Here is a 24,393-nt window from a genome sequence, read left to right as displayed (position 1 = left end):
TTTCCGATAATTTCAACAAGCGAGGAGGACCGCCATGGGCGTGACCAATCGGTTGGCCTGTTACTCCGACCCCGCCGACCACTATTCCCACCGAGTGCGCATCGTACTTGCAGAGAAGGGTGTCAGCGCCGAGATCATTTACGTGGAAGCTGGTCGCCAGCCGCCTAAACTGATTGAAGTGAACCCTTACGGAAGTCTACCCACCCTGGTCGATCGTGACCTGGCGTTGTGGGAGTCGACCGTGGTGATGGAATATCTGGATGAGCGTTACCCGCACCCGCCATTGCTGCCGGTTTATCCTGTGGCACGTGCCAACAGTCGTCTGCTGATTCATCGCATTCAACGTGACTGGTGTGGTCTGGTGGATTTGATTCTGGATTCGCGGACCAAGGAAGCAGCCCGTGTCGTGGCTCGTAAAGAGCTGCGCGAAAGCCTGACAGGCGTGTCGCCGTTGTTTGCCGACAAGCCGTTTTTCCTCAGTGAGGAACAAAGTCTGGTGGATTGCTGCCTATTACCAATACTCTGGCGATTGCCGATTCTGGGTATTGAACTGCCGCGGCCTGCCAAGCCGCTGCTTGATTATATGGAGCGCTCGTTTGCGCGTGAGGCTTTCCAGGCGAGTCTGTCTGGTGTCGAACGCGATATGCGCTAAGGCTTAAGGAGCCGCTATGAACTCCAGTCGACCTTATCTGGTCCGCGCGCTCTACGAGTGGATTGTGGACAACGATTGCACCCCGCACATGCTGGTTAATTCCGAGTATCCATCGGTGCAGGTGCCTCAGGGTTTTGCCAGTGACGGACAGATTGTCCTGAACGTTTCCCCGGCAGCCGTGCGTCATCTGCACATGGACAACGAGGCAGTCAGTTTCGAGGGGCGCTTCGGTGGCGTGCCGCACACCCTGTACGTGCCTATCGCATCGATCCTGGGCATTTACGCTCGGGAGAACGGTCAGGGCATGGTGTTCGATATGGAATCGCCTCTGGAAGACGAGGAAGATATCGAGCCGGATGATGATGTTCCGCCACCCGACAGCGAGCCGCCGCGTCCCAGCGGTCGACCGAGTTTGAAGGTGGTGAAATAAAAAAAGGCGATCCGAAAGGATCGCCTTTTTTATTACTTCTGTAGGAGCCAGGCTTGCCGGCGAAGGCGATCTCAAGGGCGCCATCGCCAGCAAGCTGTGCTCCTACAGAACGGTGGCGATCTCGAGGACGCCATCGCCGGTAAGCAAGTATCAGTCGATGTACTCAAACAACTTCACGATCTTCTGCACGCCGGAAACGCCTTGTACCAGGTTGGTCGCCTGGGCTGCTTCCTGCTTGGTCAGAAGACCTAGCAAATAGACGATGCCGTTTTCGGTAACAACCTTGATGCGCGACCCCGGGATGGAGGCGTCGGTGAGCATCTGGGTCTTGATCTTGGTGGTTAGCCAGGTGTCGTTCTGGCGCGCCAGCAGCGAGGAGGGCGCCAGTACTTGCAGCTCGTTGTGCACCTTCTTTACCCGCTGAACGGCCGAGGCAACCTGTTCGGCCTTGGCCTTGAGGTCGGCGCGAGGGGTTTGCCCGGCGAGCAACACCACGCCGTTGAAGCTGGTGACGACGATGTGCGAATTGTTGTCCAGGTCTGGATCGGCCTTGGCGATGTTTACACCGGCCTTGGTTTCGATCAGGGAGTCGTCGATCTTGCTACCGAAGGTGCGGGTGCCGCGGTCATCATCGATCGGCGCTTCACGGCTGGCGTTAACCACCGAGGTGCAGCCGCTGATGCCAAGACACAGGGTCAAGGCCAGAAGGCCTAGGCGATTAGGGGTCATTCTTCACTCCCGAACAGTTGGCTGTCGATCAAATCGCAAAGGCAATGGATCGCCAGCAGGTGGACTTCCTGAATACGTGCGGTGACGTTGGCCGGTACGCGAATCTCGACGTCCTCAGGCAAAAGCAGTGACGCCATGCCGCCGCCATCACGACCGGTCAATGCTACGACAATCATTTCGCGATCATGTGCGGCCTGGATCGCTTGAATTATGTTTGCCGAGTTGCCGCTGGTGGAAATCGCCAGCAAAACATCACCCGGCTGGCCGAGGGCACGAATCTGTTTGGAGAAGATTTCGTTGTAGCTGTAATCGTTGGCGATCGAGGTGATCGTCGAGCTGTCGGTGGTCAGCGCGATGGCGGGCAGGCTCGGGCGCTCGCGCTCGAAGCGGTTGAGCAGCTCGGACGAGAAGTGCTGTGCGTCACCGGCGGAACCGCCGTTGCCGCAGGACAGCATTTTGCCCTCGTTGAGCAGGGCGTTGACCATGACCTGGCTGGCTTGCTCGATGTGCGGTGCAAGTACGTCCATCGCCTGTTGCTTGGTGTCGATACTGGCCTGAAAAAGCTGGCGAATTCGCGATTGCATGTCCATCTGTGTGACCTTAATTAGCGCGGCTACTCGGCACATGAATGTGCAGCCCGCAAAGCAAAGAGCAAAAGTGTTGGGTGAAGGTGTCCGGTTCGGGGCGCACGCGATCAGCTGTCGAAGGCATTCTGCAACCAGTTCAACTGATCAAGGTTGCTGTCGATGGCAACCACGTCGAAGCGGCAGGGGGAATTGGCCCAACGCGACTCGCGCTGAAGAAAATACTGCGCGGCGAAAATCAGTTTCTGCCGTTTGCGCCCATCGATGCTATCGAGCGCGCCACCCCATTGGGTGTTTTTTCTGTAGCGGACTTCGACGAATACTACTGTATCGCCATCAAGCATGACCAGATCAAGCTCGCCGCGTTTACACAACCAGTTCTGCGCCAGCAGGCGCAGACCTTGTTGTTGAAGATGCTCGAGCGCATGACGCTCGGCATCTTTACCGCTTTGCTGGCGTGACCTGTCAGGCATCAGCGCGAGGTATCCGGCAGGCGTTGAATCTGACCGTTGGTGAACTCTGCCCATGGCAACTGACGCTCGACCCGTTGATTCTGAGTCATGCCCAGGCTGCCCGATTGACCCTGGATGCGGCTGTCCGGCAAGGCCTTGAGTTGCCCCAGGCGCGGTGCCAGACGATAGGCGTCAACGCCCATCGCATACAGGCGGCCCAGGCTGCCACCGGCTTGTGGCCATTGTGCAGTGACTTGTTTACGCAGCGGGTCGTTGGCATCCAGCAACCATGGGGTTTCGCAGAAGCGAATACCGTTCATGTCGTTGTACTGGTTCTGATCGCCGCTGGCGCTGAACACGTGGGAGGTGGCATAAACCGGCACGTCACCCGCGTACTGGAAGTTCAGGGTCGGTTTGATCTGCTGAGCCTGTTGCGGCGTCGCGGCCAGGAAGATGAACTCGATGTCCTGGCGACGCGAAGGTTGTGCGGCAACCTGCGAGCCAACGGTGCTTTGCAGGCTCTTGGCGCGGCCTTCGCTCTGGCGCAGCTGGAACATGTCGGCAATCTGCTGGGCCAGTTGCACTGGCTGGTCGACGCGTTCGGTGGCGACGATGCTGCCACCGTTGGCTTGCCAGTCCTGGCTGAACGCCCGGAGTACGCGATCACCCCATTCGCCTTTCGGCACCATGATGGCGGCGCGGTGCAGGCCATCGGCGCGCGCACGACGGGACACTTCGCGGGCTTCATCTTCAGCAGCAAGGCCGAACTGAAACAGTTGGGCCGGACCTTGTTCGCCTTCGCTGTAGTTCAGCGCCAGGGTGGTGATCGGCAGTTGTGGGCGTGCGCTGAGCTGTTTGACCAGCGGCTTCTCCAGCGGGCCGACTACCAGTTGCACGCCATCAGCCTGGGCCTTGCGATAGAACTCGTCGAGGGAGGTCAGGCGCGAGCTGTCATAGAACTCGATGGCTGGCGGCTTCTGCCCGGCTTGTTGCGCCTGGTAGTGAGCGGCCATGAAGCCTTCGCGTAGTGCTCTGCCAACCGAACCCAGTGGGCCGTCTTGCGGCAGCAGCAGGGCGATCTTGCTCAGGGGCTGGCTGGCCAGCTCCTTGAGTTTGGTCAGTGGCAGCGGCAGCTGGATGGCAGCCGGGTGCTTTGGATTCTTTTCGCGCCAGTTGTCGATCGCCGCTTGCTGCTGTTCCAGGGTGCCGGCTGTTTTCACTGCCAGCGCCAGACGTATCCAGCCGCCGAGGTCGTCGTCGGTAGTCGGCTGCAATTGATCGGTCGGCAGCGAAGCGATCAAGGTCCAGATCGCTTCGTGGTTTTTGCTGGCTGCTTCACCTTCAAGCATCGGGGCAATAAAGATGCGCTCCCGTGCGGCGGCCAGGGTCTGGCCGTCGGCCTCAAGGGCGCGGGCATGTACGGTGCCGGTGCGAACTTGTTGTTCGACGGGCAGTTCGCCCAGACGTTGCAGGCTCGGATGGCTCAGGGCAGTCAGCGCCGCTTTGGGCTGATTGCGGGCCATGGCCAGTTCAGCCGCCAGGGTGCTGGCGAAGACTTGTTGGCCAGGCTTGAGTTGTTCCACCGGGACCTGTTGCAGGATTTGCGCGGACTGGCCGGCATTGCCCTGACGATAAGCCAGGTCTGCTGCGCTCAAGCGCAATAGGGCGGCTTTTTCCGGATCTTTGCTTTTAGTGGCCTGTTCGAGCAGTTGCTCGATACTGGCGTCCGGGGTCCGTGGAAGTTCGCCAAGGCTGGAAGAGGGCGAGCTGGCGCAAGCCGCCAGCAAGGCAGCGAGGCAGAGGGCAGTGAGCAGCCGCAGGCAAGCGATCATGTAAGTGTTCCTGATACTCGATCAAATTAGCGTGGAATTGTACCCAAGCACTGGCCGGGGCGCGATGTTACTGGCGTGAATCGATCAATTTAGCTCGTGCAAATGTTGCAGCTCTGCACAAAAGGCTGGAAAACCCGGGGAGGGCAAGGCGTATCGCACGCGCTACAATGTCGCCTTTTACCGATCATGAGGTGTGCGCTTTGACTGCTCCAGGTGCTTTGAATTCCGCTGCTGGCTCGCTTTATGTGGTGGCGACGCCCATCGGCAACCTGGACGATATCAGTGCGCGTGCGCTGAAGATCCTGCGCGAGGTCGCCTTGATCGCGGCCGAAGATACTCGCCATTCCCAGCGATTGATGCAGCATTTCGGTATTCCTACGCCGCTGGCGGCCTGCCATGAGCACAACGAGCGGGAGGAGGGTAACCGCTTTATCACGCGTCTGCTGGCGGGCGACGATGTGGCGTTGATTTCCGACGCCGGGACGCCGCTGATTTCCGATCCGGGTTATCACCTCGTGCGTCAGGCCCGTGCCGCGGGAATCAATGTGGTGCCGGTTCCGGGTGCATGTGCATTAATTGCAGCGTTGTCGGCGGCGGGGCTGCCGTCCGACCGTTTCATCTTCGAAGGTTTTTTGCCGGCCAAGGCTGTCGGCCGACGTGCTCGTCTGGAACTCGTGAAAGAAGAACCGCGCACGCTGATTTTCTATGAAGCACCGCACCGCATCCTCGAATGCCTGCAAGACATGGAGCTGGTATTCGGTGCCGAGCGTCCGGCGTTGCTGGCTCGTGAGCTGACCAAGACCTTCGAAACCCTTAAAGGCTTGCCGTTGGCTGAGTTGCGCGAGTTCGTCGAATCGGACAGTAATCAGCAGCGTGGCGAGTGTGTGGTGCTGGTGGCGGGTTGGTCTGCCCCTGAGACCGAAGACGCTGTCAGCAGTGAAGCCATGCGTATCCTCAATCTGTTACTCGAAGAGATGCCGCTCAAGCGTGCGGCGGCATTGGCCGCGCAAATTACCGGCGAACGCAAGAATGTGCTCTATCAGGTCGCGCTGGATAAACAGAAGGGCGAGTAAACCGACATGCAGCGCCGGCCAGAGGCTTTTAGCGCTTGTTCTTCGGCCGCTCTGCCGTTAATCTTCGCGGCGGAGAGTCGATCGGACAGTCGCTGCCCTCTATGAAAATTAGGGGGGGGAGGAAAGTCCGGGCTCCATAGGGCGAAGTGCCAGGTAATGCCTGGGAGGCGTGAGCCTACGGAAAGTGCCACAGAAAATAACCGCCTAAGCGCTTCGGCGCCGGTAAGGGTGAAAAGGTGCGGTAAGAGCGCACCGCACGTCTGGCAACAGTTCGTGGCTAGGTAAACCCCACTTGGAGCAAGACCAAATAGGGTCCCAAGGCGTGGCCCGCGCTGGGACCGGGTAGGTTGCTAAAGATGTCCAGTGATGGCCATCGTAGACGAATGACTGTTCAAGACAGAACCCGGCTTACAGATCGACTCTCCACCTTTTTTCCTCTCTGCCGAGTCATTGGCAGCGATGTGTGTAATGGCAATTTCCCTCCCTGCTGAATCAATAGCAGAAGCGCTTTTGTAATACCGAAAAAATCTTACTCTTAACAAACTACTTTAACTTCTGAACGCAGCCTTCTGTGCTGATTCAAGTTATTGAGCGAATTCATCCGTCAGATTCTCGTTAACCCTCCTTTTACGCTCCTAAATCTCCGTTCTGTAAGGCTTTTCCTTTAATCCGCGCCTTGACGGTGTGGTGGGCGCATTCCTATAGTGTGCGCAAGTGGCGGAAAGTGGCATGAAGTGGGTTTTTTGAGCGTAAAACGCTAATATTTGGAGAAACGCTGACGTGTTTCGCGGAGCTAACGCTATCAGTCTCGATGCAAAGGGCCGTCTCGCAATGCCGAGCCGGTACCGTGACGAGCTGGTTTCGCGTAGTTCCGGTCAATTAATCGTCACCATCGATGCCGTTGATCCGTGTTTGTGTGTTTATCCCCTCGATGAGTGGGAAATTATCGAAACCAAACTGCGCGCACTGCCTTCGCTTCGCGAAGAGAACCGCCGCCTGCAACGTTTACTGATTGGTAATGCCGTCGACCTCGAGCTCGATGGCAGTGGTCGTTTTCTGGTTCCGCCACGTCTTCGCGAATATGCCAAGTTGGATAAGCGCGCAATGTTGGTAGGCCAACTGAACAAGTTCCAATTGTGGGACGAGGATGCCTGGAATGCGGTTTCTGCCGCTGACCTGGCTGCTATTCAACAACCGGGCGCTATGCCTGATGAACTGCGTGATTTAATCCTGTGACTATTGATAGCGGCTTTAACCACATCACCGTACTGCTTGACGAAGCCGTCGAGGCTCTCGCCGTACGTCCTGATGGCTGCTATCTGGACGGTACGTTCGGACGTGGCGGGCACAGTCGGTTGATCCTCAGCCAGCTCGGGCCTGATGGCCGGTTGCTCGGATTCGACAAAGATCCTCAAGCGATTGCCACCGGGCAAACGCTAGCGGCCGAAGACGGCCGCTTTGTCGTTGTGCAGCGCAGCTTTGCCGAGCTCGGTTCGGAAGTCGCAGAACGCGGTCTGGCCGGCAAGGTCAGCGGCGTTCTGCTCGACCTCGGCGTGTCTTCGCCGCAACTCGACGACCCGGAGCGCGGTTTCAGTTTTCTCAATGACGGTCCGTTGGACATGCGCATGGACCCGTCCCGCGGGATCAGCGCCGCCGAGTTCGTCAACACCGCGCCAGTGGAAGAAATCGCCCGGGTGTTCAAGCAATACGGCGAAGAACGTTTCTCCGGTCGCATGGCCCGTGCCGTGGCCGAGCGTCGCGACATCAAGCCGTTCGAGCGCACTGGCGATCTGGCTGAAGTGCTGAAAGTCGCCAACCCGGCATGGGAAAAGGGCAAGAACCCGGCCACCCGTGCATTCCAGGGCCTGCGTATTCACGTCAACAACGAACTGGGCGATCTGGAAGCCGGCCTCGAAGCCGCGCTGGAATGCCTGGAAGTGGGCGGCCGTCTGGTCGTCATCAGCTTCCACTCGCTGGAAGACCGCATCGTCAAACTGTTCATGCGCAAACTGGTGAAAGGCGAAGCCGACAACCTGCCGCGCAACCTGCCGGTCCGTCACGTCGCTTTCGAACCGAAAATCAAAATCCATGGCAAAGCGCAGTCCGCCTCCGAGGCCGAACTCAAAGCCAACCCACGTTCCCGTAGCGCCATCATGCGTGTCGCGGAGAAGTTGCGGTGAGCAAGCTTTTCGCCAAGCCACTTCCCGGCGGAAGCTTTTTCATGCTGCTGCTGTTTGTCGGCGTGCTGGTGTCGGCCATCGGCGTGTCCTATAGCGCGCACTGGAACCGTCAGCTGCTGAATTCTCTGTACGGCGAATTGAGTGTGCGCGACAAGGCGCAGGCGGAGTGGGGCCGGTTGATTCTCGAGCAGAGCACCTGGACCGCCCATAGCCGTATCGAAGTCCTGGCCACCGAGCAGCTGAAGATGCGCATTCCCGGTGCCGCTGAAGTGCAGATGGTGGCGCCATGATGAAACTCGAAGGCGCGCTCTTTCCCTGGCGGTTCCGTCTGGTGGTCGGGTTGCTCGGCATCATGGTGGCGGCGATTGCCTGGCGCATCATCGATTTGCAAGTGGTCGACCGTGCCTTCCTTAAAGGTCAGGGCGATGCGCGCAGTGTTCGTCATATTCCAATTCCGGCTCACCGTGGTCTGATTACCGACCGTAACGGCGAGCCGTTGGCCGTGAGTACCCCGGTCACCACCCTGTGGGCCAACGCCAAGGAAATGCAAACGGCCAAAGAGAAGTGGCCGGCACTGGCGGCTGCCTTGGGGCAGGACCCGAAAGCCCTGGCAGAACGTCTCGAAGCCCAGGCCAATAAAGAATTCATTTATCTGGTGCGCGGGCTGACCCCCGAGCAAGGCCAGGCTGTGCTCGATCTGAAAGTGCCGGGCGTTTATGGCATCGAAGAGTTCCGGCGTTTCTACCCGGCCGGTGAAGTCACCGCCCACATGGTCGGCTTTACCGACATCGATGACCACGGGCGCGAAGGCGTCGAGCTGGCCTACGACGAATGGCTGGCTGGCGTCCCCGGCAAACGACAAGTGATCAAGGACCGGCGCGGCCGGCTGATCAAAGATGTCCAGGTCACCAAAAACGCCAAGGCCGGCAAGCCCTTGGCGTTGTCCATTGACCTGCGTCTGCAATACCTGGCCAACCGTGAACTGCGCAACGCGATCATCGAGAACGGCGCCAAGGCTGGCAGCCTGGTGATCATGGACGTGAAGACCGGCGAGATCCTGGCCATGGTCAACCAGCCGACCTACAACCCGAACAACCGTCGCAACCTGCAGCCGGCGATGATGCGTAACCGTGCGATGATCGACGTCTTCGAACCAGGTTCGACCATGAAGGCGATTTCCATGAGCGCCGCGATTGAAACCGGGCGCTGGAAGCCGACCGATACCGTCGAGGTGTATCCAGGTACCTTGCAGATTGGTAAGTACACCATCAAGGACGTATCCAAGAGTGAAGGCCCGGTACTCGACCTGACCGGTATCCTGATCAATTCCAGTAACGTCGGCATGAGTAAGGTCGCGTTCGATATTGGCGGCGAAACGATTTTCCGCCTGGCGCAAAAAGTCGGCCTCGGCCAGGACACCGGTCTCGGCTTCCCGGGCGAGCGCGTCGGCAACCTGCCGAACTACCGCGAATGGCGCAAAGCTGAAACTGCGACGCTGTCCTATGGCTACGGTATTTCCGTGACCGCGATCCAATTGGTCCACGCCTTCTCGGCCCTGGCCAACAATGGTCGCCTCGCGCCGCTGACCCTGATCAAAACCGACAAGGCGCCGCAAACCACACAGGTATTGCCGGAAGCCGTCGCGAAAACCATGCAAACCATGCTGCAACAAGTGATCGAAGCCCCGCGCGGTGTATTCCGTGCGCAGGTGCCGGCGTATCACGTGGGCGGCAAGTCGGGTACTGCACGTAAAACGTCGGTCGGCACCAAGGGCTACGCCGAGAATTCCTACCGCTCTCTGTTCGCCGGCTTCGGCCCGATGAGCGATCCGCGCTACGCAATCGTGGTGGTGATCGATGAACCGACCAAGGCCGGTTACTTCGGTGGTCTGGTATCGGCGCCGGTGTTCAGTAAAGTGATGTCCGGGACCCTCCGTCTGATGAACATCACCCCGGACAATTTGCCTGCCACTCAACAAGCGAACGCCGCACCGGTTGTTCCGCTGAAAGCTAATGGAGGGCGCGGCTGATGTCGCTGAGCCTGAACAAGATTTTCGCCCACGCCGGCCGCGATCTGTTGATCCGCGAATTGGCGCTGGACAGCCGCAACGTACGGGCAGGCGATCTGTTTCTCGCGGTTCCTGGTGGCAAGTTCGACGGGCGTGCGCACATCGCCGACGCCTTGCAACGCGGCGCTGCTGCCGTGGCTTATGAAGTCGAAGGCGCGACCGTGCTGCCGATTACCGACGTGCCATTGATTCCGGTCAAAGGCCTGGCGGCGCAGCTGTCGGACATCGCCGGGCGCTTTTATGGCGACCCGAGCCGTCATTTGAACCTGATCGGCGTGACCGGCACCAACGGTAAAACCAGCGTGACCCAATTGGTTGCCCAAGCGCTCGACCTGCTTGGTCAGCACTGCGGCATCGTCGGCACCCTGGGCTCCGGTTTTTACGGCGCGCTGGAAAGCGGTCTGCACACCACACCGAACCCGATTGCGGTGCAAGCGACCCTCGCCGACCTGAAAAAGGCCGGCGCCAAAGCCGTGGCCATGGAAGTCTCTTCCCACGGCCTGGATCAGGGCCGCGTGACTGCGTTGGCGTTCGATGTGGCGGTGATGACCAACCTGTCGCGCGATCATCTGGATTACCACGGCACCATGCAGGTTTATGGCGAAACCAAGGCCAAGTTGTTTGCCTGGAATGATCTGAAGTGCCGGGTGGTCAACCTGGACGACGATTTCGGTCGGCAACTGGCTGCCGATAAAGGCGAGTCGCGATTGATCACTTACAGCCTGGAAGATTCCAGCGCCTACCTGTATTGCCGCGAAGCGCAGTTCGACGACGAAGGCGTGCGCGCCACGCTGGTCACGCCGCAAGGCGAGCACCATTTGCGCAGCACCTTGCTCGGTCGTTTCAACTTGAGCAACGTGTTGGCCGCGATCGGCGCCTTGCTCGGGCTGGACTACGCGCTGGACGAAATCCTCAAAGTGCTGCCGAAACTCGAAGGCCCGGCCGGTCGCATGCAGCGCCTGGGCGGCGGTACTCAGCCGTTGGTGGTGGTCGATTACGCCCACACACCGGATGCGCTGGAGAAAGTCTTGATGGCCCTGCGTCCTCACGCCAAAGGGCGGTTGCTGTGCCTGTTCGGTTGCGGTGGTGATCGCGATCGCGGCAAGCGTCCGCTGATGGCGGAAGTGGTCGAGCGTCTGGCCGATGGCGTACTGGTCACCGATGACAATCCACGCACCGAAGACCCTACCGTGATTTTCGACGACATCCGCGCCGGTTTCACCGCTGTGGATAAAGTTGCCTTCGTCGCCGGCCGTGGCCAGGCGATTGCCCAATTGATCGGCAGTGCTTCGGCGGATGATGTGGTTGTCCTGGCCGGTAAAGGTCACGAGGACTATCAGGAAATCAACGGCGAGCGCCACGCTTTCTCCGATCTGGTCGAGGCCGATCACGCCCTGACCGCGTGGGAGGTGGCCCATGCTTAAAGCCTTGAAACTGAGCGAACTGACCAGCGCGTTGAATGGCCGTCTGATTGCCAGCGACGCCAGCTTCGACGGCGTTAGCATCGACAGCCGTGCGATCACGCCCGGCCAGTTGTTTATTGCTCTGGCCGGCCCGCGTTTCGATGGTCATGACTACCTCAATGATGTCGCCGCCAAAGGTGCCGTGGGTGCCTTGGTCGAGCGCGAAGTCGCCGACAGCGCGCTGCCGCAACTGCTGGTCAAGGACACCCGCCAGGCCCTCGGCCAATTGGGCGCGATGAACCGTGCGGCATTCACTCAGCCGGTGGTGGCCATCACCGGTTCCAGCGGCAAGACCACGGTCAAGGAAATGCTCGCGAGCATCCTGCGCACGCGCGGTCCGGTGCTGGCGACCCGTGGCAACCTGAACAATGACCTGGGCGCTCCGCTGACCCTGCTCGAACTGGCACCGGAACACATCGCTGCCGTGATCGAACTCGGCGCTTCGCGGCTCGGCGAAATCGCTTACACCGTCGGCATGACCAAGCCCCACGTGGCTGTCATCAACAACGCCGGGACCGCCCACGTCGGCGAGTTCGGCGGGCCGGAAAAAATCGTTGAAGCCAAGGGCGAGATTCTTGAAGGGCTGGATGCCGATGGCGTCGCCGTGCTGAATCTTGACGATAAGGCTTTTGAAATCTGGAAAACCCGAGCCGCCGGTCGCAAAGTGCTGACGTTTGCCCTGAGCAATATCAGCGCCGACTTCTACGCCAGCGATCTGGACCGCGATGCCCGCGGTTGCCCGGCGTTCAATCTGCACAGCCCTGAAGGTGTGGAACGGGTTCAGCTGAACCTGCTCGGCACCCATAACGTCGCCAATGCCATGGCCGCCGCCGCTGCAGCCCATGCCTTGGGCGTGTCGCTGTTCGGCATCGCCACCGGTCTCGGCGCGGTGCAACCGGTCAAGGGCCGCACCGTCGCGCAATTGGCGACCAACGGCATGCGCGTGATCGATGATTCATACAACGCAAACCCCACCTCCATGTGCGCCGCCGTTGATATACTCGCCGGCTTTTCCGGTCGCACCGTTTTGGTGCTCGGAGATATCGGCGAGTTGGGCGATTGGGCGGAGCAGGGGCACCGCGATGTGGGCGAGTACGCCCGCGGCAAGGTTTCCGCGCTTTACGCGGTCGGGCCAATGATGACCCACGCCGTAAACGCTTTCGGCGAGCAGGCTTTTCACTTCAGCACACAGGCTGAGCTGATCAAGGCCCTGGAAGCCGAGCAGGACACAAACACCACCATATTGATCAAGGGCTCGCGCAGCGCCGCGATGGAAAACATCGTCGCCGCTTTGTGCGGGACCCGTCTGGAGAAACATTAATGCTGCTGCTGCTAGCGGAGTATCTGCAACAGTTCTACAAAGGCTTCGCGGTCTTTCAGTACCTGACCCTGCGCGGGATTCTCGGTGTGCTGACTGCGCTGGTCTTGTCGCTGTGCTATGGCCCGTGGATGATCCGCACCTTGCAGAACCGTCAGATCGGTCAATCCGTTCGTAACGACGGCCCGCAATCGCACCTGTCCAAATCCGGCACCCCGACCATGGGCGGTGCGCTGATTCTTTCGTCCATCGGCGTTAGCACCTTGCTCTGGGCTGACCTGGCCAACCGTTACGTTTGGGTGGTGTTGTTGGTGACCCTGCTGTTCGGCGCCATCGGCTGGGTCGACGATTACCGCAAAGTCATCGAGAAAAACTCCCGCGGCCTTCCGAGCCGCTGGAAGTATTTCTGGCAGTCGGTGTTCGGCCTGGGCGCGGCGATCTTCCTTTATATGACTGCCGCGACGCCGGTAGAAACCACCCTGATCCTGCCGATGCTCAAGGACTACAGCATTCCGCTGGGCGCGGGCTTCATCGTCCTGACCTATTTCGTGATTGTCGGCTCGAGCAACGCGGTCAACCTGACCGATGGCCTCGACGGTCTGGCGATCATGCCTACCGTGATGGTCGGCGGCGGCTTGGGGATCTTCTGCTACCTGTCGGGTAACGTGAAGTTCGCTGAATACCTGCTGATTCCTTACGTACCGGGCGCGGGTGAGTTGATCGTGTTCTGCGGCGCGCTGATCGGCGCGGGCCTGGGGTTCCTCTGGTTCAACACCTATCCGGCCCAAGTATTCATGGGCGACGTCGGCGCACTGGCGCTGGGCGCGGCCTTGGGCACCATCGCGGTGATCGTCCGTCAGGAAATCGTCCTGTTCATCATGGGCGGCGTGTTCGTGATGGAGACCCTGTCGGTTGTCATCCAGGTTGCCTCCTTTAAGTTGACCGGTCGCCGTGTATTCCGCATGGCACCGATACACCACCACTTTGAACTCAAGGGCTGGCCCGAGCCGCGTGTGATCGTCCGTTTCTGGATCATCACCGTGATTCTGGTACTGGTCGGCCTTGCCACCCTGAAGCTGAGGTAGAACGAGTGTCTCTGATCGCTTCTGACCACTTCCGCATCGTTGTCGGCCTCGGCAAGAGCGGCATGTCCCTGGTTCGCTTCCTGGCGAACCGGGGCGTGTCGTTTGCTGTCGCCGATACGCGGGAAAATCCACCGGAACTGGCCACGCTCAAGCGTGACTATCCGCACGTGGAAGTGCGTTGTGGCGAGCTGGATGTCGAATTCCTGTGCCGTGCCGACGAGCTCTACGTGAGCCCCGGCCTGGCGCCGGCGACCCCGGCCCTGCAGGCTGCCGCCGCCCGTGGCGTGAAGTTGTCCGGCGACATCGAGCTGTTCGCGCGTAACGCGAAGGCGCCGATTGTCGCCATCAGCGGTTCCAACGCCAAAAGCACTGTCACCACCCTGGTCGGCGAGATGGCGGCTGCGGCCGGCAAACGTGTTGCCGTCGGCGGCAACCTTGGTACGCCGGCGCTGGATTTGCTCAGCGACGATGTCGAGCTGTACGTGATGGAACTGTCGAGCTTCCAGCTCGAAACCACCGATCACCTCGGTGCCGAAGTGGCAACCGTGCTCAACATCAGCGAAGACCACATGGACCGCTACAGCGGTCTGCCGGCTTATCACTTGGCCAAGCACCGGATCTTCCGGGGCGCCAAGCAATTTGTGGTCAACCGTCAGGACGCCCTGAGCCGTCCGCTGATGGGCGAAGGCCAACCGTGCTGGACCTTCGGTTTGAGCAAACCCGACTTCAAGGCCTTTGGTATCCGGGAAGAGAATGGCGAGAAATACCTAGCCTTCGAATTCCAGAACCTGATGCCAGTGCGCGAGTTGAAAATTCGTGGCGCGCATAACCAGTCCAACGCCCTGGCGGCCTTGGCGCTGGGCCACGCCGTGGGGCTGCCGTTCGACGCCATGCTCTCGAGCCTGCGCACCTTCGCCGGCCTCGAGCATCGCTGCCAATGGGTTCGCGACCTGAACGGCGTGAGCTACTACAACGATTCCAAAGCCACTAACGTCGGCGCCGCACTGGCCGCCATCGAAGGTCTGGGGGCAGACATCGACGGCAAACTCGTGCTGATCGCCGGTGGCGATGGCAAGGGTGCCGAGTTCAAGGACCTGCGTGATCCGGTCGCGGCCAACTGCCGTGCCGTGGTGCTGATGGGCCGGGATTCCGAGTTGATCGCCCAGGCCATCGGCGATGGCGTACCACTGATTCGCGTCAACTCGCTGGACGAAGCTGTCGCGCAATGCCGCGCCATCGCCGAACCGGGCGACGCGGTGCTGCTGTCGCCGGCCTGCGCCAGTTTCGACATGTTCAAGAACTACGAAGATCGCGGTCACCAGTTCGTCCGCGCGGTGGAGGACTTGGCATGAGCCTCCTGAATATCATCAAGCCGTATCCGTCGCCGATCATCACCGGGCGCGGCATCGACCTCGACTTCCCGATGCTCGCCGGTTGCCTGGCGCTGTTGGGCCTGGGGCTGGTGATGATTGCGTCGGCATCGACCGAAGTGGCGGCGGTGCAGTCGGGCAGTGCCCTGTATTACATGATTCGCCACCTTATCTACGTGGTGCTGGGCCTTGGTGCCTGCATCGTTACCATGATGATTCCGATCGCTACCTGGCAACGCCTGGGCTGGCTGATGCTGATTGGTGCGTTCGGTTTGCTGGTGCTGGTGATAATCCCCGGGATCGGTCGTGAAGTGAACGGTTCGATGCGCTGGATCGGCTTCAGTTTCTTCAACGTCCAGCCTTCCGAGATCGCCAAGGTATTCGTGGTGATCTACCTCGCCGGTTATCTGGTGCGTCGCCAGAAAGAAGTGCGTGAAAGCTGGATGGGCTTCTTCAAGCCGTTCATCGTTCTGCTGCCGATGGCGGGTCTGTTGCTGATGGAACCGGACTTCGGTGCCACCGTCGTGATGATGGGGGCTGCGGCGGCGATGCTGTTCCTCGGCGGGGTCGGGCTGTTCCGTTTTTCCTTGATGGTCGTCCTGGCTGTCGGTGCGGTGGTGTTGTTGATTCAAATGCAGCCGTATCGAATGGCGCGACTGACCAACTTTGCGGATCCGTGGGCCGACCAGTTCGGCGCTGGCTATCAGTTGTCTCAAGCCTTGATCGCTTTCGGTCGCGGCGAATGGCTGGGCGTTGGCCTGGGCAACAGCGTGCAGAAACAGTTCTACCTGCCGGAAGCCCACACTGACTTCGTGTTCTCGGTCCTGGCCGAAGAGCTGGGTGCTGTGGGTTCTTTGTGCACCGTAGCGCTGTTCGTCTTTGTCTGTATTCGTGGCATGTACATCGGTTATTGGGCGGAGAAGGCTAAGCAATTTTTCGCCGCCTACATCGCGTACGGCTTGTCGTTCCTGTGGATTGGTCAGTTCCTGATCAACATCGGGGTGAACGTCGGCCTGCTGCCAACCAAGGGTCTGACCCTGCCATTCCTCAGTTATGGCGGCAGTTCGTTGGTGATCTGCTGTGCCTGTCTTGGCTTGTTGCTGCGCATCGAGTGGGAGAGTCGAACCCACTTGGGCAGTGAAGAGATGGAGTTCCATGAGAGCGACTTCGCCGAGGAGCCGAACCATGGGCGCTAACGTATTGATCATGGCTGGCGGCACTGGGGGCCACGTGTTCCCGGCGTTGGCCTGCGCTCGAGAGTTCCAGGCCCGCGGTTACACCGTGCACTGGCTCGGCACGCCGCGCGGGATCGAAAACGATCTGGTGCCGGCGGCCGGTCTTGAATTGCATCGGATCAACGCCAGCGGTTTGCGCGGCAAGGGCAAATTGTCCCTGCTCAAGGCACCGTTCATGTTGCTCAAGTCGATCTGGCAGGCGCGGGCGATTATTCGTCAGTTGCGGCCGGTGTGTGTGGTCGGCTTCGGTGGTTACGTGACCGGCCCCGGCGGCGTTGCAGCCAAACTGGCCGGCGTGCCAGTGATTGTTCATGAGCAGAACGCTGTGGCAGGTACCGCCAATCGGTTGCTGGTGCCGTTGGCCGCCCGAGTCTGTGAAGCGTTCCCTGACACCTTTACCCTGTCGAGCAGCCGTCGCACCACCGGTAACCCGGTGCGCACCGAGCTGTTCCTCGAAACACCGCGACCTGCCCTGGCCGGTCGCAAGGCGCGTTTGCTGATCCTGGGCGGAAGCCTGGGCGCAGAGCCGTTGAACAAGTTGCTGCCTGAAGCCCTGTCGCAAGTCGCCCCCGACCTGCGCCCGGACGTGTTTCATCAGGCCGGCAAAAACCACGATGAAGTGACTGCAGAGCGCTATCGCGCAGCTGGCGTCGAGGCGCAAGTGCAGCCTTTCATCAAAGACATGGCCCAAGCCTATGGCTGGGCCGACCTGGTGGTGTGCCGCGCAGGCGCATTGACCATCAGTGAACTGGCGGCTGCCGGTCTGCCCTCGATGCTGGTGCCTTTGCCCCACGCGATCGACGATCACCAGACCCGCAACGCCGATTATTTGGCCCGTGAAGGCGCTGCCTTCCTGATGCCGCAAAGAACGACTGGCGCAGCGGATCTTGCCGCTCGCCTGACAGAGGTCTTGATGCAACCGCAACGACTCAACGACATGGCCACCGCGGCACGCCGCCTGGCCAAACCCGATGCCACTCGTAACGTGGTCGATACCTGCCTGGAGGTGGCCCATGGTTGAGAACAAGAAAGCCATGCCGCACCCGGAAATGCGCCGGATCCGTCGCATCCACTTCGTCGGTATCGGCGGCGTGGGCATGTGCGGCATTGCCGAAGTGTTGCTGAACCTGGGCTATGAAGTATCCGGTTCCGACCTCAAAGCATCGCCGGTGACTGAGCGCCTGGAATCCTTCGGTGCCCACATCTATATCGGCCACCGTGCCGAGAACACCGCGAACGCCGATGTGCTGGTCACCTCCAGCGCCGTGAACACTTCCAACCCGGAAGTGGCCACGGCCCTGGAGCGCCGGATTCCGGTGGTGCCGCGTGCCGAGATGCTGGCCGAACTGATGCGCTACCGTCACGGTATCGCCGTCGCCGGTACCCATGGCAAAACCACCACCACCAGCCTGATCGCTTCGGTGTTCGCCGCCGGTGGCCTGGACCCGACGTTCGTCATCGGTGGTCGTCTGAATGCCGCGGGCACCAATGCCCAGCTCGGCACCAGCCGTTACCTGATTGCCGAAGCCGACGAAAGCGATGCCAGCTTCCTGCACTTGCAGCCGCTGGTGGCTGTGGTCACCAACATCGACGCCGACCACATGGCGACCTACGACGGCGACTTCAACAAACTGAAGAAAACCTTCGTCGAGTTCCTGCACAACCTGCCGTTCTATGGTCTGGCCGTGGTGTGCCTGGACGATCCGGTGGTGCGTGAAATCCTCCCGCAGGTGAAACGTCCGACGGTCACTTATGGCTTTGGCGACGATGCCGACGTGCGCGCCATCAATGTGCGTCAACAGGGCATGCAGACCTTCTTTACCGTGCTGCGCCCGGATCGTGAGCCGCTGGATGTCTCGGTGAACATGCCGGGCAACCACAACGTGCTGAACGCGCTGGCGACCATTTGCATCGCCACCGACGAAGGCGTCAGCGATGAAGCGATCGTCCAGGGCCTGTCCGGGTTCCAGGGTGTCGGTCGCCGCTTCCAGGTGTACGGCGAACTGCCGGTTGAAGGCGGCAACGTGATGCTGGTGGACGACTACGGTCACCACCCGACCGAAGTCGCGGCCGTGATCAAAGCCGTGCGCGGTGGCTGGCCGGAGCGCCGTCTGGTGATGGTTTACCAGCCGCACCGTTACAGCCGCACCCGAGATCTGTACGACGATTTCGTCAATGTGCTGGCCGACGCCAACGTGCTGCTGCTGATGGAAGTCTATCCGGCCGGCGAAGAGCCGATCCCGGGCGCTGACAGCCGCAAGCTGTGCAACAGCATTCGCCAGCGCGGTCAGCTCGACCCGATCTACATCGAGCGCGGCATCGACCTCGCACCGATCGTCAAGCCGCTGCTGCGTGCCGGCGACATTCTGTTGTGCCAGGGCGCCGGTGATATCGGCGGTCTCGCACCGAAACTGTTGAATAGTCCGTTGTTCGCTGGCGCGGTTGCCGCGCCAAGCGTGGGGAAGTTGAAATGACTGCTGCTTACGCCAACCTCGTCTCCACTGTCGCGCCGAAAGATTTCGGCCGTGTCGCCGTACTGTTCGGCGGCAAGAGTGCCGAGCGTGAGGTCTCCCTGAAGTCCGGTAACGCGGTGCTCGAAGCACTGCAAAGCGCCGGTGTGGACGCCTTCGGTCTTGATGTGGGCGATGACCTGCTGCAGCGTCTGCTGAACGAAAAAATCGACCGCGCCTTCATCATCCTCCACGGTCGTGGCGGTGAAGACGGCAGCATGCAGGGTTTGCTCGAATGCCTGGGCATTCCATACACCGGCAGCGGCATTCTGGCCTCGGCACTGGCCATGGACAAACTGCGCACCAAACAGGTCTGGCACAGCCTTGGTATTCCGACGCCACGCCATGCGGTACTGAGCTGCGAGGCCGATTGTATTTCGGCGGCCACGGAACTGGGCTTCCCTTTGATCGTCAAACCGGCCCATGAAGGTTCCAGTATCGGGATGGCCAAAGTGACCTCCGCGTCTGAATTGATCGACGCGTGGAAAGCGGCCAGTACCTACGATTCGCAAGTGTTGGTCGAGCAATGGATTCAAGGTCCGGAGTTCACCATCGCCACCCTGCGTGACCAGGTGTTGCCACCGATTGCCTTGGGCACGACGCACAGTTTCTACGACTACGACGCCAAGTACGTGGCTTCCGATACCCAGTACCGGATCCCGTGTGGCCTGGACAGCAACAAAGAAAAAGAACTCATGGACCTCACGGCCAAAGCCTGTGAGGCGCTGGGTATCGCCGGTTGGGGCAGGGCAGACGTGATGCAGGACGCCGACGGGCAGTTCTGGTTCCTGGAAGTCAATACCGCACCGGGCATGACCGATCACAGTCTGGTGCCGATGGCTGCCCGTGCCGCTGGCCTGGATTTCCAGCAACTGGTTCTGGCGATTTTGGCCGCTAGCGTTGCCGGTAATGCTGCTGGCAATAACGAGCCGCGAGGTTAAGACCATGCAAGGCGCTCAGCTACGTCATCAGCCCTCCGCACCCGGCCGCAAGCCGGTGCCGCGGGGTGCCAGCCGAATGGTTGCCAAAGAGCCGATGTCCGCGCGCCTGCCGAAAGCCAACTTTGGTTTTCTGAAAAGCCTGTTCTGGCCCGTGCTGCTGGTTGCGTTGGGGTTCGGCACTTATGAAGGCGCACAGCGTTTGCTGCCGTACGCCGACCGGCCGATCACCAAGGTCGCGGTGCAGGGCGACTTGAGTTACATCAGCCAGCAAGCGGTGCAGCAGCGAATCGCCCCCTACGTGGCGTCGAGCTTCTTCACCATCGACCTGGAGAGTATGCGTACCGAGCTTGAAACGATGCCATGGATTGCCCACGCCGAAGTGCGCAGGGTATGGCCGGATCAAGTAGTGATTCGTCTGGAAGAACAGCTGCCGGTGGCCCGTTGGGGCGACGAATCGCTGTTGAACAACCAGGGGCAGGCGTTCACCCCGCGTGAGCTGGCGAACTACGAACACTTGCCACAGCTGTTCGGCCCACAGCGGGCCCAGCAGCAAGTGATGCAGCAATACCAGGTGCTGAGCCAGATGCTCAGGCCATTGGGCTTCTCGATTGCACGCCTGGAACTGCGTGAACGAGGCAGTTGGTTCCTGACCACCGGCGCCGGCAGCGCGGGCCCGGGAATCGAACTGCTGCTGGGACGCGGCAAGCTGGTGGAAAAGATGCGCCGCTTCATTGCCATCTATGACAAGACGCTCAAAGAGCAGATTACGAACATTGCGCGCATCGATCTGCGCTACGCCAACGGCCTCGCTGTTGGCTGGCGGGAACCTGTAGCGCCCACGACAGCCCAACCCGCTGTCGCGAAGAATTAAGAAGAGGCAGGACCCATGGCAAACGTGCAAAGCGGCAAAATGATCGTCGGTCTCGATATCGGCACCTCCAAGGTGGTGGCGCTGGTAGGCGAGGTCTCGGACGACGGCACGCTCGAAATCGTCGGAATCGGTACTCATCCGTCCCGCGGCCTGAAAAAAGGCGTAGTGGTGAACATCGAGTCCACCGTCCAGTCGATCCAGCGCGCGATCGAAGAAGCGCAGCTGATGGCCGGTTGCCGGATCCACTCGGCGTTCGTCGGCGTGGCCGGCAATCACATCCGCAGCCTGAATTCCCACGGCATCGTGGCGATTCGTGATCGCGAAGTCAGCTCCGCCGACCTTGAGCGCGTCCTCGACGCCGCCCAGGCTGTGGCGATCCCGGCTGACCAGCGTGTGCTGCACACCCTGCCGCAGGATTACGTGATCGATAACCAGGAAGGCGTTCGCGAGCCGCTGGGCATGTCGGGCGTGCGTCTGGAAGCCAAGGTTCACGTGGTCACCTGCGCCGTCAACGCCGCACAGAACATTGAAAAATGCGTGCGCCGCTGCGGTCTGGAAATCGACGACATCATTCTCGAGCAACTGGCCTCGGCCTACTCGGTCCTGACCGACGACGAGAAAGAGCTGGGCGTTTGCCTGGTGGACATCGGCGGCGGTACCACCGACATCGCGATCTTCACCGAAGGCGCGATCCGTCACACCGCGGTGATCCCGATTGCGGGCGATCAGGTGACCAACGACATCGCCATGGCGCTGCGCACCCCGACCCAGTACGCCGAAGAAATCAAGATTCGCTACGCCTGCGCCCTGGCCAAACTGGCCGGTGCCGGTGAAACCATCAAGGTGCCGAGCGTCGGCGACCGTCCACCGCGCGAGCTGTCCCGTCAGGCCCTGGCCGAAGTGGTCGAGCCGCGTTACGACGAGCTGTTCACCCTGATCCAGGCCGAACTGCGTCGCAGCGGCTACGAAGACCTGATCCCGGCCGGCATCGTGCTGACCGGCGGTACGTCGAAGATGGAAGGCGCGGTGGAACTGGCCGAAGAGATCTTCCACATGCCGGTTCGCCTGGGCGTGCCGCATGGTGTCAAGGGCCTGGACGACGTGGTCCGCAACCCGATTTATTCCACCGGCGTTGGCCTGTTGATGTACGGCCTGCAGAAGCAGTCCGACGGGATTTCGTTCTCGGGCATCGGCAGCCGCGACAGCTACAGCAATGACGAACCGAAAGTTGCCTTGCTCGATCGCTTCAAGAGCTGGGTGCAAGGCAATTTCTAAAGCTTTACCGCAACACCGCTTCAAACAGCAGTAGGCGAAAAAACTAGAGAATGTAAGGAGAGGGAAAATGTTCGAACTCGTAGACAACATCCCCGCAAGCCCGGTAATTAAAGTTATCGGTGTTGGCGGTGGCGGCGGCAACGCTGTCAATCACATGGTCAAGAGCAACATTGAAGGCGTTGAATTCATCTGCGCCAACACTGATGCCCAAGCGCTGAAAAGTATCGGCGCGCGGACCATCCTGCAACTGGGCACCGGCGTGACCAAAGGCCTGGGCGCCGGCGCCAACCCTGAAGTAGGTCGTCAGGCCGCTCTCGAAGACCGCGAGCGCATTGCCGAAGTCCTGCAGGGCACCAATATGGTGTTCATCACAACCGGCATGGGCGGTGGTACCGGTACCGGTGCTGCGCCGATCATTGCCGAAGTGGCCAAGGAAATGGGGATCCTCACCGTTGCGGTGGTGACCCGTCCGTTCCCGTTCGAAGGTCGCAAGCGTATGCAGATCGCCGACGAAGGTATTCGTCTGCTGTCTGAAAGCGTCGACTCGTTGATCACCATTCCCAACGAGAAGCTGCTGACCATCCTCGGTAAAGACGCGAGCCTGCTGTCGGCTTTCGCCAAGGCCGACGATGTACTGGCCGGTGCCGTTCGCGGTATCTCCGACATCATCAAGCGTCCGGGCATGATCAACGTCGACTTTGCCGACGTGCGTACCGTGATGAGCGAAATGGGCATGGCGATGATGGGCACTGGCTGCGCCAGCGGTCCGAACCGTGCACGCGAGGCCACCGAAGCGGCCATTCGCAACCCGTTGCTCGAAGACGTGAACCTGCAAGGCGCACGCGGCATCCTGGTGAACATCACCGCCGGTCCTGACCTGTCCCTGGGTGAGTACTCCGACGTGGGTAGCATCATTGAAGCCTTCGCTTCCGAGCACGCGATGGTCAAGGTCGGTACCGTTATCGATCCGGACATGCGCGACGAGCTGCACGTGACTGTTGTTGCCACCGGTTTAGGCGCTAAAATCGAGAAGCCTGTGAAGGTCATCGACAATACCGTTCACACCTCGATGGCTTCCCAGCCACAACAACAAGCCCCTGTTCGTCAGGAACAGCCTGCGGTGAACTACCGTGACCTGGACCGTCCGACCGTCATGCGCAACCAGGCTCAGGCCGGTGCTGCGACTGCCGCGAAGATGAACCCGCAAGATGACTTGGACTACCTGGACATCCCGGCTTTCCTGCGTCGTCAGGCCGATTGATGAAATGTATCAGGGGTATTAGGGTGATTGGTGTTCAGCAAAGGTCTGGTCTGCTATCATCGCCAGCCTTTGTTGATACCAGTTCGCAATTTGCGCTGAAGCGGCCCATGCCATGATAAAACAACGCACCCTGAAGAATATTATCCGTGCCACAGGTGTCGGCCTGCACTCCGGGGAGAAGGTCTACCTGACCCTCAAGCCAGCGCCCGTCGACACCGGCATTGTGTTTTGTCGTGCTGACCTCGACCCTGTGGTGCAGATTCCTGCCCGCGCGGAAAACGTTGGCGAAACCACTATGTCGACCACGCTTGTTAACGGTGACGTCAAAGTGGACACGGTGGAGCACCTGCTCTCGGCCATGGCTGGCCTGGGCATCGATAACGCCTACGTCGAGCTCTCCGCGTCCGAAGTCCCGATCATGGATGGTAGCGCTGGACCCTTCGTATTCCTGATTCAATCGGCCGGCCTGGAAGAGCAGGACGCCGCCAAGAAGTTCATCCGGATCCTGCGGGAAGTGACAGTGGAAGACGGCGACAAGCGCGCCACTTTCGTCCCTTTTGAAGGTTTCAAAGTGAGCTTCGAGATCGATTTCGATCACCCGGTTTTCCGTGACCGCACACAAAGTGCAAGCGTGGATTTTTCCAGCACTTCGTTCGTAAAAGAAGTCAGCCGCGCCCGTACCTTTGGTTTCATGAGTGATATCGAGTACCTGCGCAAGCACAACCTCGCACTCGGCGGCAGCGTTGAAAACGCTATTGTGGTCGACGCGGATGGTGTACTGAACGAAGACGGCCTTCGCTATGAAGACGAATTCGTGAAGCACAAGATCCTCGATGCAATTGGTGACCTCTACCTGCTGGGCAATAGCCTGATTGGTGAGTTCAAGGGCTTCAAGTCCGGACATGCATTGAACAACCAGCTGCTGCGCAAGTTGATTGAGCAGACAGATGCTTGGGAAGTCGTGACTTTCGAAGACGCCAGCACTGCACCGATCTCTTACATGCGTCCTGTTGCGGCCGTGTAAGCAAAAAACCTCTCTAGTTTTTAAAGGCTACCTTCGGGTG

The 24,393-nt window shown here is 60.1% G+C and carries 23 protein-coding genes and 1 other RNA gene; 20 read left to right on the top strand and 4 right to left on the bottom strand.

Annotation, left to right across the window (positions count from 1 at the left end):
* Positions 1–34 precede the first annotated feature (34 nt).
* The gene (locus tag AB7M29_RS29450) at positions 35–652 is read left to right on the top strand and encodes a glutathione S-transferase N-terminal domain-containing protein (protein WP_007905304.1); all 618 of its coding nucleotides are present in this window, start codon (positions 35–37) and stop codon (positions 650–652) included.
* A 16-nt stretch (positions 653–668) separates the two neighbouring features.
* The gene (locus AB7M29_RS29445; RefSeq protein ID WP_018930121.1) at positions 669–1,082 is read left to right on the top strand and encodes a ClpXP protease specificity-enhancing factor; all 414 of its coding nucleotides are present in this window, start codon (positions 669–671) and stop codon (positions 1,080–1,082) included.
* 150 nt (positions 1,083–1,232) lie between these two features.
* Here AB7M29_RS29445 and AB7M29_RS29440 read toward each other — a convergent pair whose 3' ends face one another.
* The 4 genes from AB7M29_RS29440 to AB7M29_RS29425 form a co-directional block, all read right to left on the bottom strand.
* On the bottom strand, positions 1,233–1,811 hold the full coding sequence (locus AB7M29_RS29440; RefSeq protein WP_052966293.1) for a BON domain-containing protein: 579 nt from the start codon (positions 1,809–1,811) through the stop codon (positions 1,233–1,235).
* On the bottom strand, positions 1,808–2,401 hold the full coding sequence (locus AB7M29_RS29435) for a phosphoheptose isomerase (RefSeq protein ID WP_007904374.1): 594 nt from the start codon (positions 2,399–2,401) through the stop codon (positions 1,808–1,810). Before AB7M29_RS29435 ends, AB7M29_RS29440 begins: the two co-directional genes overlap by 4 nt.
* 104 nt (positions 2,402–2,505) lie before the next feature.
* Positions 2,506–2,868: a YraN family protein gene (locus AB7M29_RS29430; protein ID WP_007904371.1), complete on the bottom strand. Its 363-nt coding sequence runs from the start codon at positions 2,866–2,868 to the stop codon at positions 2,506–2,508.
* Positions 2,868–4,679, bottom strand: a complete 1,812-nt coding sequence (locus AB7M29_RS29425) for a penicillin-binding protein activator (protein ID WP_217854449.1) — start codon at positions 4,677–4,679, stop codon at positions 2,868–2,870. The genes AB7M29_RS29430 and AB7M29_RS29425 overlap by 1 nt, the downstream gene beginning before the upstream one ends.
* A 167-nt stretch (positions 4,680–4,846) precedes the next feature.
* On the opposite strand from AB7M29_RS29425, the gene rsmI reads away from it, so the two are divergent.
* The 18 genes from rsmI to lpxC all read left to right on the top strand — a co-directional run bounded on the left by rsmI (position 4,847) and on the right by lpxC (position 24,353).
* Positions 4,847–5,752, top strand: a complete 906-nt coding sequence (rsmI, locus tag AB7M29_RS29420) for a 16S rRNA (cytidine(1402)-2'-O)-methyltransferase (protein ID WP_448725180.1) — start codon at positions 4,847–4,849, stop codon at positions 5,750–5,752.
* A 73-nt stretch (positions 5,753–5,825) separates the two neighbouring features.
* Positions 5,826–6,179, top strand: an RNA gene (gene rnpB, locus AB7M29_RS29415) — RNase P RNA component class A.
* 353 nt (positions 6,180–6,532) lie between these two features.
* Positions 6,533–6,988, top strand: a complete 456-nt coding sequence (gene mraZ, locus AB7M29_RS29410; protein WP_003205355.1) for a division/cell wall cluster transcriptional repressor MraZ — start codon at positions 6,533–6,535, stop codon at positions 6,986–6,988.
* On the top strand, positions 6,985–7,932 hold the full coding sequence (rsmH, locus tag AB7M29_RS29405) for a 16S rRNA (cytosine(1402)-N(4))-methyltransferase RsmH (protein ID WP_052966291.1): 948 nt from the start codon (positions 6,985–6,987) through the stop codon (positions 7,930–7,932). The genes mraZ and rsmH overlap by 4 nt, the downstream gene beginning before the upstream one ends.
* On the top strand, positions 7,929–8,222 hold the full coding sequence (gene ftsL / locus AB7M29_RS29400; RefSeq protein WP_038981628.1) for a cell division protein FtsL: 294 nt from the start codon (positions 7,929–7,931) through the stop codon (positions 8,220–8,222). Before rsmH ends, ftsL begins: the two co-directional genes overlap by 4 nt.
* Positions 8,222–9,961, top strand: a complete 1,740-nt coding sequence (locus AB7M29_RS29395) for a peptidoglycan D,D-transpeptidase FtsI family protein (protein WP_177319036.1) — start codon at positions 8,222–8,224, stop codon at positions 9,959–9,961. Before ftsL ends, AB7M29_RS29395 begins: the two co-directional genes overlap by 1 nt.
* The gene (locus tag AB7M29_RS29390) at positions 9,961–11,424 is read left to right on the top strand and encodes a UDP-N-acetylmuramoyl-L-alanyl-D-glutamate--2,6-diaminopimelate ligase (protein WP_217854447.1); all 1,464 of its coding nucleotides are present in this window, start codon (positions 9,961–9,963) and stop codon (positions 11,422–11,424) included. Before AB7M29_RS29395 ends, AB7M29_RS29390 begins: the two co-directional genes overlap by 1 nt.
* Positions 11,417–12,784: a UDP-N-acetylmuramoyl-tripeptide--D-alanyl-D-alanine ligase gene (locus AB7M29_RS29385; RefSeq protein ID WP_454248572.1), complete on the top strand. Its 1,368-nt coding sequence runs from the start codon at positions 11,417–11,419 to the stop codon at positions 12,782–12,784. The genes AB7M29_RS29390 and AB7M29_RS29385 overlap by 8 nt, the downstream gene beginning before the upstream one ends.
* A complete protein-coding gene (gene mraY, locus AB7M29_RS29380; RefSeq protein WP_007904350.1) occupies positions 12,784–13,866 on the top strand; it encodes a phospho-N-acetylmuramoyl-pentapeptide-transferase in 1,083 nt (360 codons plus the stop codon). Before AB7M29_RS29385 ends, mraY begins: the two co-directional genes overlap by 1 nt.
* Positions 13,867–13,871: 5 nt before the next feature.
* Positions 13,872–15,218 carry a UDP-N-acetylmuramoyl-L-alanine--D-glutamate ligase gene (murD, locus tag AB7M29_RS29375; protein ID WP_454248571.1) on the top strand — a complete coding sequence of 449 codons (1,347 nt, stop codon included), beginning with the start codon at positions 13,872–13,874 and terminating at the stop codon, positions 15,216–15,218.
* Positions 15,215–16,432: a putative lipid II flippase FtsW gene (ftsW, locus tag AB7M29_RS29370; RefSeq protein ID WP_217854444.1), complete on the top strand. Its 1,218-nt coding sequence runs from the start codon at positions 15,215–15,217 to the stop codon at positions 16,430–16,432. The genes murD and ftsW overlap by 4 nt, the downstream gene beginning before the upstream one ends.
* On the top strand, positions 16,422–17,492 hold the full coding sequence (gene murG, locus AB7M29_RS29365) for an undecaprenyldiphospho-muramoylpentapeptide beta-N-acetylglucosaminyltransferase (RefSeq protein ID WP_050681759.1): 1,071 nt from the start codon (positions 16,422–16,424) through the stop codon (positions 17,490–17,492). Before ftsW ends, murG begins: the two co-directional genes overlap by 11 nt.
* A complete protein-coding gene (murC, locus tag AB7M29_RS29360; protein ID WP_123719473.1) occupies positions 17,485–18,945 on the top strand; it encodes a UDP-N-acetylmuramate--L-alanine ligase in 1,461 nt (486 codons plus the stop codon). The genes murG and murC overlap by 8 nt, the downstream gene beginning before the upstream one ends.
* The gene (locus AB7M29_RS29355; RefSeq protein WP_052966283.1) at positions 18,942–19,922 is read left to right on the top strand and encodes a D-alanine--D-alanine ligase; all 981 of its coding nucleotides are present in this window, start codon (positions 18,942–18,944) and stop codon (positions 19,920–19,922) included. The genes murC and AB7M29_RS29355 overlap by 4 nt, the downstream gene beginning before the upstream one ends.
* 4 nt (positions 19,923–19,926) lie before the next feature.
* Entirely contained in the window at positions 19,927–20,793 is an 867-nt protein-coding gene (locus tag AB7M29_RS29350; RefSeq protein WP_052966282.1) for a cell division protein FtsQ/DivIB, read from the top strand.
* Between the two features lie 15 nt (positions 20,794–20,808).
* Positions 20,809–22,068, top strand: a complete 1,260-nt coding sequence (gene ftsA, locus AB7M29_RS29345; RefSeq protein WP_007904319.1) for a cell division protein FtsA — start codon at positions 20,809–20,811, stop codon at positions 22,066–22,068.
* Between the two features lie 67 nt (positions 22,069–22,135).
* A complete protein-coding gene (gene ftsZ, locus AB7M29_RS29340; RefSeq protein WP_007904318.1) occupies positions 22,136–23,329 on the top strand; it encodes a cell division protein FtsZ in 1,194 nt (397 codons plus the stop codon).
* Positions 23,330–23,441: 112 nt separating this feature from the next.
* Positions 23,442–24,353: a UDP-3-O-acyl-N-acetylglucosamine deacetylase gene (gene lpxC / locus AB7M29_RS29335; RefSeq protein ID WP_007939852.1), complete on the top strand. Its 912-nt coding sequence runs from the start codon at positions 23,442–23,444 to the stop codon at positions 24,351–24,353.
* The last annotated feature ends 40 nt before the right edge of the window (positions 24,354–24,393 follow it).

This window comes from Pseudomonas sp. F-14 TE3623, assembly GCF_053629015.1.
This window is presented reverse-complemented; position numbering and strand designations above follow the sequence as displayed.

What these genes read in the sequence shown, in the direction of transcription:
- lpxC (WP_007939852.1), top strand. Translation starts at nt 23,442, where the DNA reads ATGATAAAACAACGCACCCTGAAGAATATTATCCGTGCCACAGGTGTC.
- AB7M29_RS29350 (WP_052966282.1), top strand. Translation starts at nt 19,927, where the DNA reads ATGCAAGGCGCTCAGCTACGTCATCAGCCCTCCGCACCCGGCCGCAAG.
- ftsZ (WP_007904318.1), top strand. Translation starts at nt 22,136, where the DNA reads ATGTTCGAACTCGTAGACAACATCCCCGCAAGCCCGGTAATTAAAGTT.
- AB7M29_RS29355 (WP_052966283.1), top strand. Translation starts at nt 18,942, where the DNA reads ATGACTGCTGCTTACGCCAACCTCGTCTCCACTGTCGCGCCGAAAGAT.
- AB7M29_RS29425 (WP_217854449.1), bottom strand. Translation starts at nt 4,679, where the DNA reads ATGATCGCTTGCCTGCGGCTGCTCACTGCCCTCTGCCTCGCTGCCTTG.
- AB7M29_RS29440 (WP_052966293.1), bottom strand. Translation starts at nt 1,811, where the DNA reads ATGACCCCTAATCGCCTAGGCCTTCTGGCCTTGACCCTGTGTCTTGGC.
- AB7M29_RS29445 (WP_018930121.1), top strand. Translation starts at nt 669, where the DNA reads ATGAACTCCAGTCGACCTTATCTGGTCCGCGCGCTCTACGAGTGGATT.
- AB7M29_RS29390 (WP_217854447.1), top strand. Translation starts at nt 9,961, where the DNA reads ATGTCGCTGAGCCTGAACAAGATTTTCGCCCACGCCGGCCGCGATCTG.
- murC (WP_123719473.1), top strand. Translation starts at nt 17,485, where the DNA reads ATGGTTGAGAACAAGAAAGCCATGCCGCACCCGGAAATGCGCCGGATC.
- AB7M29_RS29395 (WP_177319036.1), top strand. Translation starts at nt 8,222, where the DNA reads ATGAAACTCGAAGGCGCGCTCTTTCCCTGGCGGTTCCGTCTGGTGGTC.
- ftsW (WP_217854444.1), top strand. Translation starts at nt 15,215, where the DNA reads ATGAGCCTCCTGAATATCATCAAGCCGTATCCGTCGCCGATCATCACC.
- mraY (WP_007904350.1), top strand. Translation starts at nt 12,784, where the DNA reads ATGCTGCTGCTGCTAGCGGAGTATCTGCAACAGTTCTACAAAGGCTTC.
- AB7M29_RS29435 (WP_007904374.1), bottom strand. Translation starts at nt 2,401, where the DNA reads ATGGACATGCAATCGCGAATTCGCCAGCTTTTTCAGGCCAGTATCGAC.
- murG (WP_050681759.1), top strand. Translation starts at nt 16,422, where the DNA reads ATGGGCGCTAACGTATTGATCATGGCTGGCGGCACTGGGGGCCACGTG.
- AB7M29_RS29385 (WP_454248572.1), top strand. Translation starts at nt 11,417, where the DNA reads ATGCTTAAAGCCTTGAAACTGAGCGAACTGACCAGCGCGTTGAATGGC.
- rsmI (WP_448725180.1), top strand. Translation starts at nt 4,847, where the DNA reads ATGTCGCCTTTTACCGATCATGAGGTGTGCGCTTTGACTGCTCCAGGT.
- AB7M29_RS29450 (WP_007905304.1), top strand. Translation starts at nt 35, where the DNA reads ATGGGCGTGACCAATCGGTTGGCCTGTTACTCCGACCCCGCCGACCAC.
- AB7M29_RS29430 (WP_007904371.1), bottom strand. Translation starts at nt 2,868, where the DNA reads ATGCCTGACAGGTCACGCCAGCAAAGCGGTAAAGATGCCGAGCGTCAT.
- ftsA (WP_007904319.1), top strand. Translation starts at nt 20,809, where the DNA reads ATGGCAAACGTGCAAAGCGGCAAAATGATCGTCGGTCTCGATATCGGC.